This is a genomic window from uncultured Duncaniella sp., assembly GCF_910578445.1.
In the GTDB taxonomy this organism is placed as follows: Bacteria; Bacteroidota; Bacteroidia; order Bacteroidales; family Muribaculaceae; genus Duncaniella.
Genome location: NZ_CAJTQC010000009.1, coordinates 47,135 through 64,283, shown reverse-complemented (window position 1 = coordinate 64,283; position 17,149 = coordinate 47,135). Strand labels below are relative to the sequence as shown.

Sequence of the window (17,149 nt, the reverse complement as noted above, 5' to 3'; positions counted from 1 at the left end):
AAACGGCCACCCGGACCGAACCTAAAGCCATGGCACGGTGTTAATTACTCAAAACACGTAACACCAGCAATTTTCAACTTATTATGAAAGCTAAATTTATTGCGGCAGCCATGGCCATCGCAGCAGCCAGTCTTCACAACACGGCGGCAGGATGTTCGCGAGTGCTTTATGTCGGCAACGACAGCCTGCGCATCGTGGGCCGTTCGCTCGACTGGAAAACACCGATTCCCACCAACCTCTATGTCTATCCGCGCGGCATGGAGAAAAAAGGCCACGATCTCCCCGGCGCAATCCAGTGGACATCGAAATACGGTGCGGTTTACGCCGTCGGGTACGACGGTGGAGTCACCGAGGGTATGAACGAAAAAGGACTTGTGGTCAGTGGACTTTTCTGCAAGGGAACTGTCTATGTCAACGACTCGACCAACAACCGTCCGCCGATGTCGCTCTCAATGTTCCCGGCGTGGCTGCTCGACATGTGTGCCACTACCGACGAGGCCGTAGCGATGCTGCGCGAGCAGAATTTCACTATCTCAGGCTCGACATTCGACAGCGGCACTGTCTCGACACTCCACTGGGGCATCACTGACGAGACAGGCAAGTCGGCCATGATCGAATTCGAGGACGGAGACCTCCGCATCTATGAAGGACAGGACATCCCCGTGCTCACCAACGACCCCAATTTCCCTGAGATGAACGCCATCAATGAATATTGGCTCGCCAAAGGAGGCACAAATACCCTTCCGGGCACAGTTTCGAGCCCCGACCGCTTCGTGAGAGCCTATTTCTTCGACCATCATGTCGAGAAGACGGGTGATGCCGACCTCGGGCTGACAATCATCCGCTCCATCCTCTTCAACGTATCAGTCCCATACACATATACGGCTGGCGAAGCCAACGTCAGCTCAACCCAATGGCGTTCGTTTGCCAATATCCGCGACCGCCTCTACTATTTCGACATCGTGACCAATCCGGGAATCTTCTATGTCGACCTCAACAAGTGTGACCTCCGTCCGGGAGCACCGGTGATGAAAATCGACACCTCAAAGAGCAAGGACTACTTAGGCGACGAAACCTCGAAGCTATTCAAGGCACAACCGTTCACCCCGATGTATTGACAGGGGATAAAAAAAGCTAAAATCCGGAAATGACATCCGGCTTTCCTTTCCATACTCTTTATCTTATCGGAAATACACATACTAAAAAAACACACACAACCACCAGCAAATCCGCCGCCATCCTTAGAGGAAAGAAGGATGACGGCGGTCTTTTTCATACCGGCCGACATCAGAGTAAAAGAGATAGTTTTTTCAACCCCCGGAACCAATGCTTTTGCAATTCGGGGAAATTTTTCTTAATTTTGCAAAAGAATAAAAAGATAAAACATCTCCGCTCTATGCGTCAACTCATTGTCATAGCGCTCATTGTCATCTCAGCGCTGCTCACTTCGGGAGCAGCCCCACGCTGGGAGGCAGTCGACGCGCCCGGACGCATATTCACCGAACAGCGAAGCGACCCCGAATGGACTGACGTTGCCGTGCGCGACGGGCACATATATGTGATATCCCAGCGAGAGGTCAACGTCAAAGTCTTCACGATTCTCGGCCAGCTTATTTCGCAGGAAACCCTCCCCGCCGGGACTCACCGACTTCACATGAGCGCCAAGGGAATCTATATTCTGAAGATTGGCACTACAACGCGACGCGTAACCATCTGATGCCCTCTCAACACTCTTGCATGAAAGTACGTCTGATTATCAATCCTATCTCCGGCACTCGCAATAAGGCCGGACTTGACCGTCTGGTCGCCGAGTCGCTCAGCCCTCTTGGCTGGGAAGTCGAAACCGTCTACACCAAAGGCCACGGTGATGCCACACGCCTTGCCCTTTCGGCCGTGGAAAAAGGGTGTGGAATTGTACTTGCCGCCGGGGGCGACGGTACAATCAACGAAACGGCTGCGGCTCTTTGCGGGACAGGAGTCGTGCTCGGAATCCTGCCGTGCGGATCCGGCAACGGACTGGCCCGCCATCTCGGAATTCCGATTGACATCCGCGAGGGACTGAAGGTCATAATGGAAAACCACCCGGAAGACATCGACTACGCAACGGTCAACGACAACAAGTTTTTCTGCACGTTCGGCGTAGGGTTTGACGCCGCGGTGAGCGCCGCTTTCGCACGCAAGAAGACACGCGGCAAACTCACATATATCCAGAGTACATTTGAGACATATGCCAATTACGAGCCGGAATACTACACGATCAGCGCCAACGGCAAGAAGCTGACCGAACGGGCATTCCTCGTGGCCGTGTGCAACGCATCGCAATATGGCAACAACGCCTATATCGCCCCGAGCGCCTCAATCAACGACGGGCTTCTCGATGTCACCATAATCCATGCCGGCAACACTTTGTCGACCGCCCTTGTCGGAGTCGACATGATGACAGGCATGATTGAGCGCAACATGCTTATCAACACATTCCGCACCGACAATATAGTTATCGAACGCGAGCGCCGAGGCCCTTCACACCTCGACGGCGAACCGATGGAAATGACCGACCGTCTCGACATCCGCTGCCACCACAATGGTCTCCGCGTATTCACTCCGAGCACTGTCCGTCCGTTCAAACCCATACTCACACCGGTGACGGCGATGTTCAACGATTTCAAAATCGCTGTGTCCAATATATTCCAGAAAGCGTAAGCAGGCACACATTAAAGACATATCCGAAGGTCGCACTGACCGGAATAAAAACAGCATATTTCATTCATTACCTGACAGGAGGACTTCACTTGAAGCCGATTCCGAGGGGAATGAATGAAATATGCTGTTTTTACAAGGCAACGGTCCGGCATCCGTGGCCTATTGATTGTCAGAGGAGGATGCCTTTGGCAACAGTGTCGGCGCTGTCCTGATTCTTGAGGGCCTCGATGATAGAGAGGGCAAAAGGAATAGCCGACGACGGTCCGTTGGCGGTGATGACATTGCGGTCGACAACCACACGCTGGTTCTTGTGACGGGCTCCACCGGCAATCACGCCCTCTTCAAACCCGGGATAGCATGTGGCCTCGTAGCCGTCAATTATACCAAGCGGAGCAAGCACGACCGCAGGGGCGGCACAAATGGCAGCAATCTTGCCTCCGTTCTTGTGCTGGGCGGTGAGCAGACGGCAGACGTGTGCATTGTCGGCCAGATTCTTCGCTCCGGGCATACCGCCGGGAAGTATATACATTTTAGCACCTTCAGGACAGTCGGCAAGCATGATGTCGGCTGCGACCTCAACACCGTGAGCACCCTTTACAGCAAGGGTCGGATTGACGGACACAGTCTCCACATTGACGCCTGCACGGCGGAGAAGGTCTACTGTCGCGAGAGCCTCGATTTCCTCGAAGCCATCTGCGAGAAATACATAAGTCTTTTCCATAATAGTTATCTCTTCTTTCAAGTTTGAGTCAGTCTTAGTTTCAGCACTGGCAGTAGGTTTGCAAAGAACGTACGTAAACAGAGCCATAACAACAAGAGGAAAGAGCAATAGCGAAATTTTTTTCATTGAGAGATGTATAAAGATAGGTTAGTGATATTAGGTTTTTCATATGTAACACAAGTTAATCGCAAATATATCCATTATTTTTGATTATTTTAGTAATTTTGAAGAAAAATTACTGTTATGACCCGTAATATTCTTACAAAATGGAAGATTCTGTACCTGTTTGGTGTACTAATGTCACTCACGCTCATCAGTTCATGCAACGGAGCGACAGCCTACCGCAGCTTTCAGGGAGGAGTCTGGAACACCACCTATAATATATGCTATAATTCAGACCGCGACCTCAACGATTCAATCATCAAGGTGATGAAACAGGTCGAGATGTCGCTGTCGCCATTCAACGACAGCTCCTTGATTTCGCGCATAAACCGTGGGGAGGTCTGCGAGGCAGACTCGCTTGTCAGACGTATATTCCTCAAATCGCAGGAAGTGAACCGCGCAAGCTACGGACGCTTCGACCCGACACTCGCCCCACTCATCAACCTCTGGGGATTCGGCTACAGGAAGACAGGTGTAGAGCCGACACGCGAGATGCTCGACAGCGTGATGTGCTCGGTAGGGATTTCCGAGTGCCGTATCGACAGCGGAAACCACATTGTCCGCAAAACGCCGCAGACAGAGTTCAATTTCTCGGCCATCACAAAGGGCTACGGCTGTGACCTCGTCGGAGAGATGCTGCGACGCAACGGATGTGAGGACTTCATGATTGAAATCGGCGGAGAAATCGCCCTCAGCGGGAAAAATCCACGTGGCGAGGAGTGGCGCATCATGGTCGATGCCCCTCTCGAAAACGACACATCGGTCATCCATTCACGCATGGCTGTAATCGCCGTGACCGACTGCGGAATCGCCACCTCAGGCAACTACCGCAATTTCAAGCAGACCCCTTCGGGACGTGTATGGCACACCATCAGCACCTCCGACGGACTCCCGGCCCACACCGACCTGCTGTCGGCGACAGTCATCGCACCGTCAGCAATGGAGGCCGATGCCTATGCCACAGCCTGCATGGCCATGAGTTCCGACAGTGCCATAGCGATGCTCGACAGTCTCAGTGGCATAGAAGCGCTTCTGGTCACCCTAAATCCGGCTGATTCAAGCTATGTCATAGTCCCGACTCAGGGCTTTCCTGAAATCAGAAAATGACGGCATAAGACGAAAATAAAGGATAAGTGTAGCTTTAACACTTTTAATTAACATTGTTAAAATACCGAAATTAGAGCCGTTTCAGGCAGGTTTTGTGTTAAACAACATATTTTTATAACATAATTCCACAAATTCTATCTAACTTTGCAGCGTATTCGATTGTTTAGTAATTGACGCAAGTCAACAAGCAAGCTGCAAAAGAAACTGAATTTCCATAGAGATGGATTCAGTAAAACAGCCTGCGGAATAAGAAAAAAAGGTAAAGATTGTTTTATTAAAGATTGTTTTTATTAGGTTTAATTTAAAATTCTGCAATTATGAACAACATGTTTAAAGTTCTCAAGGCAGACGTTCACACTTTCTTCCGTACTCTCGGCGAGCGAGACTGTTTTCGTCCTACCGGCGACTGCAGTTTCCGCTCTCTGGACGAGGAAAAATGAACTACACACACCACTACACGCTCCCGAGGCTTTCTCCTCACGTCTCTTGCCTCACGAGCTCAATCAATTAATCCCATGTATGTTTAACTTTTAAAATGAACACATTATGAAAGTAACAAAAATGGTCAAAAAAGCCATCGAGTGGTATTGCGAATCAGCAGCCCTCATGTATCGTGTCAATGACTCTCAGAACTATCACGAGCTCTAAAAGTCAGGCACATACGCCCAAACGGGACATAGAACGTCGGCAAACGACAGATTAAAAGCGGTAATAGTGCCGTCAAACCACCACAGACGTTCAGACTCGTCCCTTATTTAAGTCTATCCACAGACAAAATCCAACAATATCCACGAATGTCGCATTCCTTGTAAAAACTGGTATGCGACATTTTTCATATCCTCTCAACAATAATCGATTGAAAATCAAAGGTCGGCGAGACATCCTATATTTTTTTTACAGATAAGACACTTTTATTAAAAATAATTAATTAATTTTGCATCCGGATACCGCCACAATACACAATCAGCTATAAGTACAAGAAAATAAGTTGCTATAAGCGATATTAGCTATATTTTTTTTAACCTATTTTTATTTACACATCATGAACCTCAAATTTTTGAGCTGTGCAGCACTGCTCTGTGCCTGCGCATTCCCACTCACGTCTTGCTCCGATGACGACAAAACGACTCCCGAAGACCGTACCGACATCCCCAAAGACAATCAGGCCCAGCCGAACCCCGAACTCAACGACGAACCCAACGCCACTATCCCCAACATACAGTATACAACTGTAGATGAGGAGGGAGCTGCCGTTTTCAGAATCGACATGACAGGCATTCAGGACAAAGCAACCCTCGAATGGCTTCGACTGCTCGGCACTGGCGAAATCGGACAAAACATCTGGATTGAAGTCGACGGACAGCCGAAAGGCGTAAAAGTCTACAATACAGCCGACGACAACAACGAACGCACAGTGCCTGTCGACCTCGTTTTCCTCGTAGACAACTCCGGATCAATGTCGCAGGAAGCCAATGCAATAGCACGCGATATAACCGCATGGGCCGAAAAGCTATCAAAGACCAGCCTTGACATTCAGTTTGGTTGTGTAGGCTACGATGGCGCAATCACCGGAGCTATGAATGTAACTTCTTACCAGAACCTCAGCGATTATCTCAACCGTCCGGGCATTTCCGGGACATCTCGAACCATGGGATTTACCGATTCTGACGCTGAGACATTCATCTCTAATGCAGAATCGTACCGCACAGGAGGCAATTCTTCTTATGAATGTGGAATGGCCGCACTCCGCTTTGCTACCGACTTGTTTACGTTCCGCAAAAACGCCAACAGAATTTTTGTAAATTTCACCGACGAGCCTAATCAGAATCGTAACATCGACCGTTTCTCAGTCGAATCACTCCTTAGCGATTGGGACACGACATTGGGTACAATCCATACCGTGTACAGCTCATCAGAGAGCTCAGACAGATATGAAGCAAACCGCCTGATGTCGGAATATACCGGCGGTACTGTAATCTATACAAACAGCAGTTTCACCGGAGTGACACTCGAAGACCTCCCCGTGACTGACGCGATGCGAAACTCTTATGTTGTACGCATAACCAATATCCGCGACCTTATGGACGGTCAGCCACATGAAGTGCGCATAACCATACTCTCGGAAGACGGTACGGTACGCGCCGAACGTACGTTCACCGTTATCTTCGAAGCCCTCTAAACGACAACTGAAACCTCTCCGGCACACAGCCGGATAATCAACACGATGCCAGCCGACAGAACAGGTCCGATTACGGACTATTCTGCCGGCTGTGCATTTGGCATATCCATACAATCCGTTTTCAGCGGTCGCCAGAGCGTGGTTTGTATTAAAAAATTCGAACTGTTGACAAAGATTGGAAATTAAATCGTAAATTTGTGGATGTAAGTCACATTTCTTCAACAAGCAACTATGTCAATATCACGAAACTTAGGCTATTCGCTCATGACCACAATGGCTCTCGCGACATTTGGAAGCTGCTCGCAACAGAAGCAGCTGTCATATCCCGCAGCTCCTGCCGACGGGACAGTCGACACTATTTTCGGTATGGTCGTCCCCGACAACTACCGTCCTCTCGAAAACGACACCGCAGCCGAAACGCTCAAATGGGTCGAGGCCGAGAACGCGGTAACCAACGCTTATCTCTCAAAAATCCCCTTCCGCTCGAAAATCAACTCGCGCCTCACCGACCTCAACAACTACATGAAGCGCGGTCTGACCTATCGTGAAAACGACGGAATGTTTTATTTCTATGAGAACGACGGACTCCAGAACCAGTCGATTCTCTACCGCAAACCGACCCTCGACTCCACCGAGCGCGAAGTTTTCCTTGACCCCAACAAGCTCAGCGACGACGGAACAGTGGCGCTCACCGGCGTATTCCAGTCGAAAGACGGCAAATATACCGCCTACACCATCAGCCGCAGCGGCAGCGACTGGACCGAAATCTACGTGATGGACACAAAGACAAAAGAACTCCTTCCCGACCACATAAAGTGGGCCAAATTCACAGGAGCTTCATGGGACGGCGACGGATTCTACTACAGCGCCTACCCCGCACCCGAGGCCGGCAAGGAATTCTCAAACGCCAACCAGAACCATCTTGTCTACTATCACAAAATCGGAACTCCACAGAGCGATGACACAGTGGCATTCAGCGACCCGGCACATCCGTTCCACTTCCATTCGGCCGACGTGGCTGAGTCACAGCCAGTCTTGTTTGTCAGCGTAGGCGGCCAAGGCGTGGGCAACGAGCTCAAAGTCCGTAAGAACGGAGCATGGGTGACAATGGCTCCGACTCAGGAATACAGCAACGGTGTCATCGACGTCATCAACAACAAGATATACATCCTCACCTCATACGGCGCACCCAAAAACCGTCTTATGGTGGCCGATCTTGCCAATCCCTCAATCGAGAACTGGAAAGAACTCGTCCCCGAAGCCGAAGGCGTGCTGACAGGCGCACAGTTTGCCGGCGACAAGCTCTTCCTCACCTATGAGAAAGATGCAGCCAACCAGATTGCCATCTATTCCATCGACGGCAAAAAGGAGGGCGACATGAAGCTCCCCGGCTATGGTTCGGTCAGCCTCTACACCGAGCGCAAATATCCCGAGGACATCTACTATACGTTCACTTCATTCACCTCACCGGCAGCACAGTATGCCTATGACGTGAAGACAGGTGAAAGCCGCATGCTCTTCCAGCCTGAAATCAAGGACGTAAACCTCGACGACTACGTAACGGAACAGGTGTTCTACACCTCGGCCGACGGCACTAAAGTCCCCATGTTCCTCACCTATAAGAAAGGTCTTGAGCGCAACGGAAAGAATCCCGTCTACCTCTACGGCTACGGCGGTTTCAACGTATCGCTTACCCCGGGATTCTCGCCCAACCGTCTCTTCCTGCTTGAAAACGGTGTCATCTATGCGCAGGCCAACCTCCGCGGTGGCTCTGAGTATGGCGAGGCATGGCACGAAGCCGGAACAAAGATGAACAAGCTCAACGTGTTCAACGACTTCATCGCTGCAGCCGAATATCTCATTGACGAAGGCTGGACCTCACCCGACTATCTCACAATCGAAGGCGGCAGCAACGGCGGTCTGCTCGTAGGCGCGACAGTCAACCTGCGTCCCGACCTGTTCAAAGTCGCAATCCCCCGTGTGGGCGTAATGGACATGATGCGCTACCATCTCTTCACCATCGGCTGGAACTGGGCTTCGGACTACGGCACAAGCGCCGACTCACCCGAAATGGCCAAGTATCTCTTCGAATACTCGCCCATCCACAATATCAAGAACGACGGCACACCCTATCCCGCAATCCTCGTCACCACGGCTGACCACGACGACCGCGTAGTGCCCGCACACTCATTCAAGTATGCCGCAACCCTTCAGGCATCGGATACCGGCGACGCTCCCAAACTCATCCGCATCGACTCCAAGGCAGGCCACGGAGCAGGCAAGCCCATAGCCAAGGTGCTTGAGGAATACACCGACATGTACTCGTTCATGTTTGACAACCTCGGCATAGAGCCTAAATGACACGAATGAGTCGCAGATTTTTTAAGATGTAAAATTTAACGCCTCCAAAGGCCACTGAAAAGTTTATGGTTTAAGGCATGACATGCCTTAAACCATAAACTCAATTATAATGGATAAGTTACGATTTCTCCCAGCAATCCTGCTCACAGCTTTTCTCAGCAGCTGCTTCACCGGAGTGGAATACACCCCGCGAGTGGGCGACCGCGAAGTGAAACGCGAAAATATCACAGTCACTCCTGAGGACACATTTCTCGCCCATGTCACCGACGAAAGCCTCGGGGAATGGAAACCCGGGAAGCGCTTCAGAGTGACCAACGACAAAATACGCCTGATTTTCGGGGCTACTGCATCGCCCTACGACTCGCTCGGGGGAAAGACCCTCATATTTACCGGCGCGAAGGAAGCGCCTTCAATCACAGGAACGTCAGTCACCGATATCAGTTTCATCGCAGAACCGGGCGACGGACGCACCTTTGTCTACCGTATCAGCCGCCCCATCGCCAAAGTGATGGAGCAAGGACCACTCAGCGTGCCTTTCACCATTCAGGAAAGCCTCGTCGACGATGCCCGCCGCCTCATGGACGGACAACATTATTATGTGCTCACACGCACATGGCGCGACGACACCGACAATTCGCTCAACGGCCGTCAGTTTGTCCCGGTGACAGTCGATTCAGTGACTCCGGGCAACGACATCTACCCTATCAAGGTGTCATTCACAGACGAACGCGGCACTTCAGCACGCCTTTTTCTCCATCCCGGTCCGCGAAGCTATACTCCGCGTTCCTTCCCGGCCTTATTCTCATTCACAAACCCGAGGCTGAAATATCCGTCGATCACCGATGAGATGTGGGACAAGATAATCAACGGACGCGTGGCGCTCGACATGACCCGCGAGGAATGCCGTCTGGCACTCGGCTCACCGCGCGAAGTAGACCGTGGAGCAGACAATTCATACATCCGCGAAGTGTGGCTCTATGAAAATGGCATCTACCTTGTGTTTGAGGACGGAATATTGAAGTTGTACCGTCATTGAACCCCTCCCCCCGGCTCTGTGTTAGATATAATGGAGGCTGCCCGACGGCGGCCGGTCGCATTGAAAACATATCTAAACAAAAAATATAACAGAGCTATGATTACTGTAACATATCTTGACCACAGCGGGTTTGCTGTCACAACCCCGCAGGCAGTCATGGTGTTTGACTACTACAAAGACCCCGACAGGAAACTCGAAAAGGTATTGAACGACAATCCTTCGAAAGACGTGGTGTTCTTCGTGTCACACCATCATCCCGACCACTTCAACACCTCGATATTCGAACTTGCTCAGGAACGCAAGCGCACCTATGTGCTTTCCAACGACATATTCTCGAAACTCGTCCCCAAAAAGGGACTTTCGGTTGCTTGGATGTCGGCCGGGGATGTCATCGACCAGATTCCCGGCACGAAGGAAGTCAGAGCCTATGGCTCGACTGACGCAGGCGTAAGCTACGCCATCACCACCGCTGAAGGAGATGTTATTTTCCATGCCGGCGACCTCAACGACTGGCACTGGAGCGAGGAATCGACCGAGCGCGAAGTTGCCGAAGCTCAGGCCAAGTTCGAAAAAATCGTCAACCGTATAGCCGAGGATATCCCTGAAATAAAAATCGCGATGTTCCCCGTCGATGCCCGAATGGGTGCGGATTTCGCAAAAGGCGCTGAAATCTTCCTCTCGAAAGTCAAGGTCGACAATTTCTTCCCGATGCATTTCTGGGGCGAACCACAGAAAGCATGTGATTTCCAGTCGTATGTCCCGGCTGGCTCATCAACCAAATGCCACTGCCTCGACAAACCCGGCTTCAGCGTGGAAATCAGGTAAGACTATCATGAAACTGAATTTCACACCGGGAATATAAACCTCAAGTCATCTCCAAAACCGCCAAAAAACATAACACCCCCGGTCATCGGATTGTAGTTCCGATGACCGGGGGTAATCATATTGAACCAACTGTCTCTTACAACAAAACTACTCTATGTCGCCAATCCGACACAGAGTAGTTTCCTATAAATAATGTATGGTTTTGTCTGTTACTTATGACCGATAAAATGCAATGCTCATTCATTAACCTTGACGGGGACCGCTACGGGGTTGGGGGCGGAATTAGCCTTGCCTGCCTCCCAGCCGAGAGCGCTCGCTCCGAGGACAGCGGCATCAGCCTCCTTGAGTTCCGAAGGAATCACTTTGACTTTGCCCTTGAAGATATGGAGCATGTTTTTCTCCATCGACTCGCGGAGAGGACGCATCAGCAGGTCGCCCGACTTTGCAAGACCGCCGAACAGGATAATAGCCTCAGGCGAAGAGAACACGGTGAAATCGGCAAGCGCTTCGCCAAGAATATTACCTGTGTATTCAAAAATCTCCTTTGCAAGCTTGTCGCCCTTCATGGCAGCGTCATAGACATCCTTTGACGTGATAGCGTCAATCGGAAGCTCGCGCAACAGTGAATCATCCTCGCGGATTTCAAGGAATTCGCGGGCGGTGCGTGCGACACCTGTAGCCGAGCAATAGGCTTCGAGACAGCCAGTGCGTCCACATCCGCAAAGACGGCCGTTGTTGCGGCGGATTATGGTGTGGCCCAGCTCACCGGCAAAACCGTCGTGACCATAGACGAGCTGGCCGTTGATGACGATACCGCTGCCTACGCCAGTGCCGAGTGTAATCATGATGAAATCGCGCAGACCGCGGGCAGCTCCGTAAGTCATCTCGCCGATAGCAGCAGCGTTTGCGTCATTGGTGATTGCAACCGGGATGCCGAACTTCTCGCTTACGATCTGTGCGAGTGGCAGAGGAGACGGCCAAGGGAGATTTACCTTGCCTTCGATCGTTCCGGTATAATAATTCGCATTCGGAGCGCCGATGCCGATTCCGAGAATCTTGTCGACAGCATCGTTAGCTTCAAGAAGACGAATCACTTCTGTGTGAAGCTCATCAAGATAAGCATCAAAATCTGCATGCTTCTGGGTTTTGATTGATGAACTTGCAAGAACAACGCCACGGGCGTCAACAATGCCAAACACGGTGTTGGTTCCACCTATGTCGATACCTAAAACATAAGGTTTACTCATTGGATTTGATTTTTGAGATTGTTTTATTAGGATTTGTGGATTACAAAATTACAAAATCTTTCGTGCTACCGAAATGTTTTAAAAAATTTATGAGTTATTTAACGCAAAAAAAGAGACTCGAACCAACCGGATGGTCCGAGTCCCCTGTTTGAGCCATGTGGCTTACTGCTATCAGAATTTCAATATTACACCGGCATTAGCCACGAAACCGTCGAGCGGCGCGTAAATGTCGCGAAACTCCGGGTTGGTCACACTTCCGGTATAGATGGTGTCGAAGCGCGTCTGGCGACGATCGGTGAAGTTTTCAAAATTGGCATAAACCGAAATCCCGTCCCATATTTTCTGAATCATGAATCCCATGGTCACATAGTCTTTGCCCATGAGTCCATCGGTCAGATGCTGACGGCCGACATAGTAGAGTTCATAACCCACACGCCAACTGTCCTCAATCTCATACATGAGCATCGAGTTGAGCCTGTGTTTCGGAGTGAGAGTCTTGGCCCGGCTGCTACCGCCCTCCCTTACGCGGGCATCGGTGTAGGTGTAACCGAGGAAAAGGCTGAAATCCGAATACATCACTTTGACATTGGTCTCCGCACCCTTGCTGTTCATATTGCCCGCTATGTTGTAGAAGCGGTAAAGTCCGTCGGGCTCACGTCTCAGTTCGAGAGGGTGGCGGAGATATGTATAGAAGAAAAGCTGGTTGACTGTAAAAATAACGCGTCCGTCGGCAAACGAAGTGCGATAGTTGAAATCGACATTAGCTCCGTAGCTGCGTTCGAGTTTGTTGAATTTACTGTCGATAGGCAACACGTTTTCATATTGCAGTCTCTCGCTCTCCTCCGAGAAAATGGACGGCGGCTTGTAGCCGAATCCACCGCCGATACGGGTCGAAAACTTATCGGTGAGTTTAAACAGAGCCGACAAGCGCGGGAGCACGGCGAAACCGTAGTCATGCACATAATCACCGCGCAATCCGGTCTCAAGTATGAATCTGTCGCTTATATTAGTGGTATTCTGCACAAAAAGGCCAAAGGTGTTAATCGAGAAATCACGCACCGGCATCTGGGTCAGGCGTTTCTCGCCGAAATGCTCGGTCCAGACGTTGAGACCGCCCACCCACTCGCTGCGGTTGCCGGAACGCAGGAAGGAAACTTCGCTGAAAGTCGACCACTGGTCACCGTCGAAGCGGTAATCGGGGATGGCAATCTTACGGCGGAAGAGGGTCACGCTGTTCTTGACATTCAGGCTGGTGCGGTCATCGAAACTATGGCGGACAGACAGGCGCGAACTATAGCGCTGCGAACGGTTGCGTTCAAAATAGGGATGCTCCTCGGTGTGACCGTGTTTGATGTAATACATATCACCTCCGAGACGGTCCTCGACCATGGCCTCGATGCCGAGGCTTGCAGTTGTCTTGTCGCCCGGATAGAGAAACAATGTCGGGTTGAATGTGAAACGGTCAAATTCAGGGATGGCCGTGAAGCCGACATCCGAAGGGTCATAAGCCCAGTTGCGATTGTAGGATGCAAAAATCGTCGTGCCTACCTTGCCGAAACGCTGTCCGAAGAATGAATTGACATCGAGGCCTTTGGCCGTCGTGCCGTTGAGCTGAACCTGAAAGTCGCGCTTCTCCTCCGGGGTTTTCGACACGAGGTTGACGAGACCGGCAATCGCACCGCCACCATAGAGCGTGCTCGACGAACCTTTGATAATCTCGACCTGCTTGAGATCGAGCGGAGGAGTCTGAAGCAAACCGAGTCCGGCTGCCGCTCCCGAGAATGCGGGGAAACCGTCTTTGAGAATCTGTGTGTATTTGCCATCAAGACCCTGAATCTTAATCAGGGAATTGCCGGAAATGGCAGATGTCTGCTGCGTCTGTATGCCGGTGCTTTCGCTCAGGAGCATCCTGATGTCGCCCGGTTTCATAAGACTTTTTTCCTCAAGCTCCTCCGAACCTATAAATTCCACACGCGTTGGAAGATCCTTGAATGTACGCGTACCGCGCGTGGCAGTCACCACCACCTCATCAAGCTCCATCTCCTCTTCTTCGAGAGAAATGACCACTATTTCATCCGGATTAGCGAGAGGGAAAGTGAATTTCTTCTGCTCAGTCTCGTAGCCGGTACATGAGAATATGATTGTCTGCAGGCCATCAGGAATTCCGGTAATCGTCAGAAACCCTTCGGCATCCGCAATAGCACCTCTGTCAGTCCCTTGAACGATGGCTGTCGCCCCGACAAGCGTCTCTCCGCAATCGCTATCAATTATTTTAGCTTTAAATATATTTTCGGCATAAGCCATCTGAAGCGATAAGAGCATTATCGCCATGAATATTATTGTCTTTTTCATTGTAAGCTGAGTTTTTTGATTGGATTATTGCACATTAATCACTGCCACGGCTACGTATGTGAAACCGTGGTCCTGTCCATGCAACGGCAATGACAGCACGTGTCATCACCATAGCCGGAAGAAACTCAGCAATAAAGCGGGGGTGGTGTATCGACCGAAATAAAGGCTTCCGGTATGCGTCGGACCGGAGTATATATCCTCACAGCATAGTCAATCACAACCGGAGTGGCAACGACCGTCTGAGCAATCGCGACAAATCCCGAGCATGTCGTACATGCTATGAACGGAGAGCAGCAGTCGCATCCGCCACTGTCACAAGCGTCGTCACATCCGTCACCACAGTCACACTCCACGCTGTGGAGGGCACACATGTCAGCCTCAAATGCAGGCGCTGTGCACATGAGCATGACAAACATGGCTATGACAAATGAAAGGAAACGCATTGAATTGATGACTATACTTTAAAATCAAGTGCAAAATTATGAATAAAAATCAGTATTTCCAAACTCGTCGCTCATCAGCCACTCTAATTCTCACAGAACCAGAATGGTAAATGCCATCAGAGCCATGCCGATAATCACCCCAAGAAGCGAGAGATGGTGGTGACCGAAACTCTCCGCGCTTGGCAGGAGTTCGTCGAAAGCGATATAGACCATAATACCGGCAACAGATGCCAGACAGATGGCATTGACCATCGGTGACCAGAACGGCAGCAGGAAAGCCATGCCGACAAGCGCGCCGACCGGCTCGGCAAGTCCTGAGATGAGTGAATAGCGCAAAGCCTTGCGACGGTTGCCGGTGGAATGATAGATGGGGACAGAGACCGCAATCCCCTCCGGAATGTTGTGGATGGCTATCGCGACCATAATCGGAAGCGCAACTTCGAGTCCGTCGAGACATGAAATAAAAGTGGCCATGCCTTCAGGAAAATTATGTATCCCTATGGCAAGTGCAAGCATCGTGCCGGTACGTTTCAGTTTATGGTGGCTGCCGGATGTCTCAAGTTCGCTCAGGCTATGGGTCTCATGAGGGTTCTCGTCCTCCGGGACAAAATAGTCTATGACAGCGATAAGACCGATTCCGCCAAAAAAGGCAGCAAGCATTATTGAAGCTGCCACACGGTCTGAATAAATAGCCTCGAGCGATTCGACCGCCTGAGGCATAAGCTCCATGAATGAAATGTAGACCATGACACCTGCCGACAGACCGAGTGCGCCGGCCAGCAGACGCGTATCGGTGCTGCGGGTGAAAAAAGATATCAAAGCCCCGACACCGGTCGAAAGACCGGCCAATGCCGTAAGTCCCAAGGCAATAAGTATGGTTGAAAATTCAGGCATGAAAAAAATGTTGAAGCGCAATTAAAAAAAGTTGTCAAAAAATTTGGCAGAATAAAAACAAAGCAGTAATTTTGCACTCGCAAACGGCTCCTTAGCTCAACTGAATAGAGCATCTGACTACGGATCAGAAGGTTACAGGTTTGAATCCTGTAGGAGTCACTAAGGTTAAGGAAAAAGCCATTCCGACGGGTCTACTTCGGGATGGCTTTTGTATTTTTTCACAATTCGTGCATGCAGGTTATCGTCATTTGCGGTGCAACATCTTGACTTTCTGATGAAGCTTTTCGACCTCAGCAAGAGTGACGGCCGCTACAGCAAGAGTCGCAACCTGAAGGGTGGCATGAATAATGCAGTGGAGTAGTTTGTGACGGTGGCAAGATGCCTCCTCGTGCTCGTGATGTTTGAGAATTTCCATAATAGATAGTTTTTATTATATTCGTAAATCAGTACCGGGCGAAGGCTCAATCACCAGAGCGAGACAAGACCGTCACCCTTACATCATCTAAAACGCGCTACCGCTTTTTCGGTTCAAACAATTAACTTTTATTGCAATTCAACTTTCCGACCGTAAAAAAAGACTACAGGGCTGTCATCGCGACAGCCCTTTTGTTCTTTAACCTTAAATCTAATACCATGAAAACACAGTGCAAATATAGTAACTTGTCTTTAGAACGATCTTCGAGGCAAAATGGTTCACGGATATTTCTTTTTTTTGAAAAAATTTTTTCTACCCCCAAAAACGATAGTGCAGACCGACGGCAGAGAGACGGAAGGACCTACATACCCTCACAGAAAAATATGAAAAAACAAAGGGCTGTCATCACGACAGCCCTTTTGTTCTTTAACCTTAAATCTAATACCATGAAAACACAGTGCAAATATAGTAACTTGTCTTTAGAACGAACTTCGAGGCAAAATGGTTCACGGATATTTCTTTTTTTTTGAAAAAATTTTTTTCTTCTCCCCAAAAACGACAATGCCGACCGACGGCAGAGAGACTGAAGGGCCGACGTACCTCACAGAAAAATATGAAAAAACAAAGGGCTGTCATCGCGACAGCCCTTTTGTTCTTTAACCTTAAATCTAATACCATGAAAACACAGTGCAAATATAGTAACTATG

14 protein-coding genes and 1 tRNA gene are annotated in these 17,149 nt (G+C 50.1%); 9 read left to right on the top strand and 6 right to left on the bottom strand.

Annotated elements, in window-relative coordinates:
• Positions 1-83 precede the first annotated feature (83 nt).
• The 3 genes from QZ311_RS05720 (at position 84) to QZ311_RS05710 (ending at position 2,700) form a co-directional block, all read left to right on the top strand.
• Entirely contained in the window at positions 84-1,118 is a 1,035-nt protein-coding gene (locus QZ311_RS05720; RefSeq protein WP_297065244.1) for a linear amide C-N hydrolase, read from the top strand.
• A 278-nt stretch (positions 1,119-1,396) separates the two neighbouring features.
• A complete protein-coding gene (locus QZ311_RS05715; protein ID WP_297065241.1) occupies positions 1,397-1,717 on the top strand; it encodes a T9SS type A sorting domain-containing protein in 321 nt (106 codons plus the stop codon).
• A 20-nt stretch (positions 1,718-1,737) separates the two neighbouring features.
• A complete protein-coding gene (locus QZ311_RS05710; RefSeq protein ID WP_297065239.1) occupies positions 1,738-2,700 on the top strand; it encodes a diacylglycerol kinase family protein in 963 nt (320 codons plus the stop codon).
• A gap of 169 nt (positions 2,701-2,869) precedes the next feature.
• Here the strand turns inward: QZ311_RS05710 and QZ311_RS05705 are convergent, their stop codons facing one another.
• Positions 2,870-3,421, bottom strand: a complete 552-nt coding sequence (locus QZ311_RS05705) for a DJ-1 family glyoxalase III (protein WP_297065236.1) — start codon at positions 3,419-3,421, stop codon at positions 2,870-2,872.
• A gap of 243 nt (positions 3,422-3,664) precedes the next feature.
• Between QZ311_RS05705 and QZ311_RS05700 the strand changes: the two genes are divergently transcribed.
• The 5 genes from QZ311_RS05700 to QZ311_RS05680 all read left to right on the top strand — a co-directional run bounded on the left by QZ311_RS05700 (position 3,665) and on the right by QZ311_RS05680 (position 11,091).
• Entirely contained in the window at positions 3,665-4,690 is a 1,026-nt protein-coding gene (locus QZ311_RS05700; RefSeq protein WP_297065233.1) for an FAD:protein FMN transferase, read from the top strand.
• Positions 4,691-5,732: 1,042 nt separating this feature from the next.
• A complete protein-coding gene (locus QZ311_RS05695) occupies positions 5,733-6,869 on the top strand; it encodes a vWA domain-containing protein (RefSeq protein WP_297065230.1) in 1,137 nt (378 codons plus the stop codon).
• A 264-nt stretch (positions 6,870-7,133) separates the two neighbouring features.
• The gene (locus tag QZ311_RS05690; protein ID WP_297065322.1) at positions 7,134-9,230 is read left to right on the top strand and encodes a prolyl oligopeptidase family serine peptidase; all 2,097 of its coding nucleotides are present in this window, start codon (positions 7,134-7,136) and stop codon (positions 9,228-9,230) included.
• 109 nt (positions 9,231-9,339) lie between these two features.
• Positions 9,340-10,266, top strand: a complete 927-nt coding sequence (locus QZ311_RS05685) for a hypothetical protein (protein ID WP_297065227.1) — start codon at positions 9,340-9,342, stop codon at positions 10,264-10,266.
• 96 nt (positions 10,267-10,362) lie between these two features.
• A complete protein-coding gene (locus QZ311_RS05680; RefSeq protein WP_297065225.1) occupies positions 10,363-11,091 on the top strand; it encodes an MBL fold metallo-hydrolase in 729 nt (242 codons plus the stop codon).
• A gap of 236 nt (positions 11,092-11,327) precedes the next feature.
• On the opposite strand, the gene QZ311_RS05675 is transcribed toward QZ311_RS05680, so the two are convergent.
• The 4 genes from QZ311_RS05675 to zupT form a co-directional block, all read right to left on the bottom strand.
• Positions 11,328-12,338 carry an ROK family protein gene (locus QZ311_RS05675; protein WP_297065223.1) on the bottom strand — a complete coding sequence of 337 codons (1,011 nt, stop codon included), beginning with the start codon at positions 12,336-12,338 and terminating at the stop codon, positions 11,328-11,330.
• A 171-nt stretch (positions 12,339-12,509) separates the two neighbouring features.
• On the bottom strand, positions 12,510-14,690 hold the full coding sequence (locus QZ311_RS05670) for a TonB-dependent receptor (RefSeq protein ID WP_297065220.1): 2,181 nt from the start codon (positions 14,688-14,690) through the stop codon (positions 12,510-12,512).
• 125 nt (positions 14,691-14,815) lie between these two features.
• The gene (locus QZ311_RS05665; RefSeq protein ID WP_297065217.1) at positions 14,816-15,133 is read right to left on the bottom strand and encodes a hypothetical protein; all 318 of its coding nucleotides are present in this window, start codon (positions 15,131-15,133) and stop codon (positions 14,816-14,818) included.
• A 90-nt stretch (positions 15,134-15,223) separates the two neighbouring features.
• Positions 15,224-16,027 (bottom strand): zinc transporter ZupT, encoded by an 804-nt coding sequence (gene zupT / locus QZ311_RS05660; protein WP_297065214.1) that lies wholly within the window; start codon positions 16,025-16,027, stop codon positions 15,224-15,226.
• A gap of 85 nt (positions 16,028-16,112) precedes the next feature.
• Between zupT and QZ311_RS05655 the strand changes: the two genes are divergently transcribed.
• Positions 16,113-16,186, top strand: a tRNA-Arg gene (locus tag QZ311_RS05655).
• Between the two features lie 85 nt (positions 16,187-16,271).
• Here QZ311_RS05655 and QZ311_RS05650 read toward each other — a convergent pair.
• A complete protein-coding gene (locus QZ311_RS05650; protein ID WP_297065211.1) occupies positions 16,272-16,442 on the bottom strand; it encodes a hypothetical protein in 171 nt (56 codons plus the stop codon).
• Positions 16,443-17,149 lie beyond the last annotated feature (707 nt).

What these genes read in the sequence shown, in the direction of transcription:
- QZ311_RS05720 (WP_297065244.1), top strand. Translation starts at nt 84, where the DNA reads ATGAAAGCTAAATTTATTGCGGCAGCCATGGCCATCGCAGCAGCCAGT.
- QZ311_RS05690 (WP_297065322.1), top strand. Translation starts at nt 7,134, where the DNA reads ATGACCACAATGGCTCTCGCGACATTTGGAAGCTGCTCGCAACAGAAG.
- QZ311_RS05675 (WP_297065223.1), bottom strand. Translation starts at nt 12,338, where the DNA reads ATGAGTAAACCTTATGTTTTAGGTATCGACATAGGTGGAACCAACACC.
- zupT (WP_297065214.1), bottom strand. Translation starts at nt 16,027, where the DNA reads ATGCCTGAATTTTCAACCATACTTATTGCCTTGGGACTTACGGCATTG.
- QZ311_RS05695 (WP_297065230.1), top strand. Translation starts at nt 5,733, where the DNA reads ATGAACCTCAAATTTTTGAGCTGTGCAGCACTGCTCTGTGCCTGCGCA.
- QZ311_RS05650 (WP_297065211.1), bottom strand. Translation starts at nt 16,442, where the DNA reads ATGGAAATTCTCAAACATCACGAGCACGAGGAGGCATCTTGCCACCGT.
- QZ311_RS05705 (WP_297065236.1), bottom strand. Translation starts at nt 3,421, where the DNA reads ATGGAAAAGACTTATGTATTTCTCGCAGATGGCTTCGAGGAAATCGAG.
- QZ311_RS05700 (WP_297065233.1), top strand. Translation starts at nt 3,665, where the DNA reads ATGACCCGTAATATTCTTACAAAATGGAAGATTCTGTACCTGTTTGGT.
- QZ311_RS05665 (WP_297065217.1), bottom strand. Translation starts at nt 15,133, where the DNA reads ATGCGTTTCCTTTCATTTGTCATAGCCATGTTTGTCATGCTCATGTGC.
- QZ311_RS05685 (WP_297065227.1), top strand. Translation starts at nt 9,340, where the DNA reads ATGGATAAGTTACGATTTCTCCCAGCAATCCTGCTCACAGCTTTTCTC.
- QZ311_RS05715 (WP_297065241.1), top strand. Translation starts at nt 1,397, where the DNA reads ATGCGTCAACTCATTGTCATAGCGCTCATTGTCATCTCAGCGCTGCTC.
- QZ311_RS05710 (WP_297065239.1), top strand. Translation starts at nt 1,738, where the DNA reads ATGAAAGTACGTCTGATTATCAATCCTATCTCCGGCACTCGCAATAAG.
- QZ311_RS05670 (WP_297065220.1), bottom strand. Translation starts at nt 14,690, where the DNA reads ATGAAAAAGACAATAATATTCATGGCGATAATGCTCTTATCGCTTCAG.
- QZ311_RS05680 (WP_297065225.1), top strand. Translation starts at nt 10,363, where the DNA reads ATGATTACTGTAACATATCTTGACCACAGCGGGTTTGCTGTCACAACC.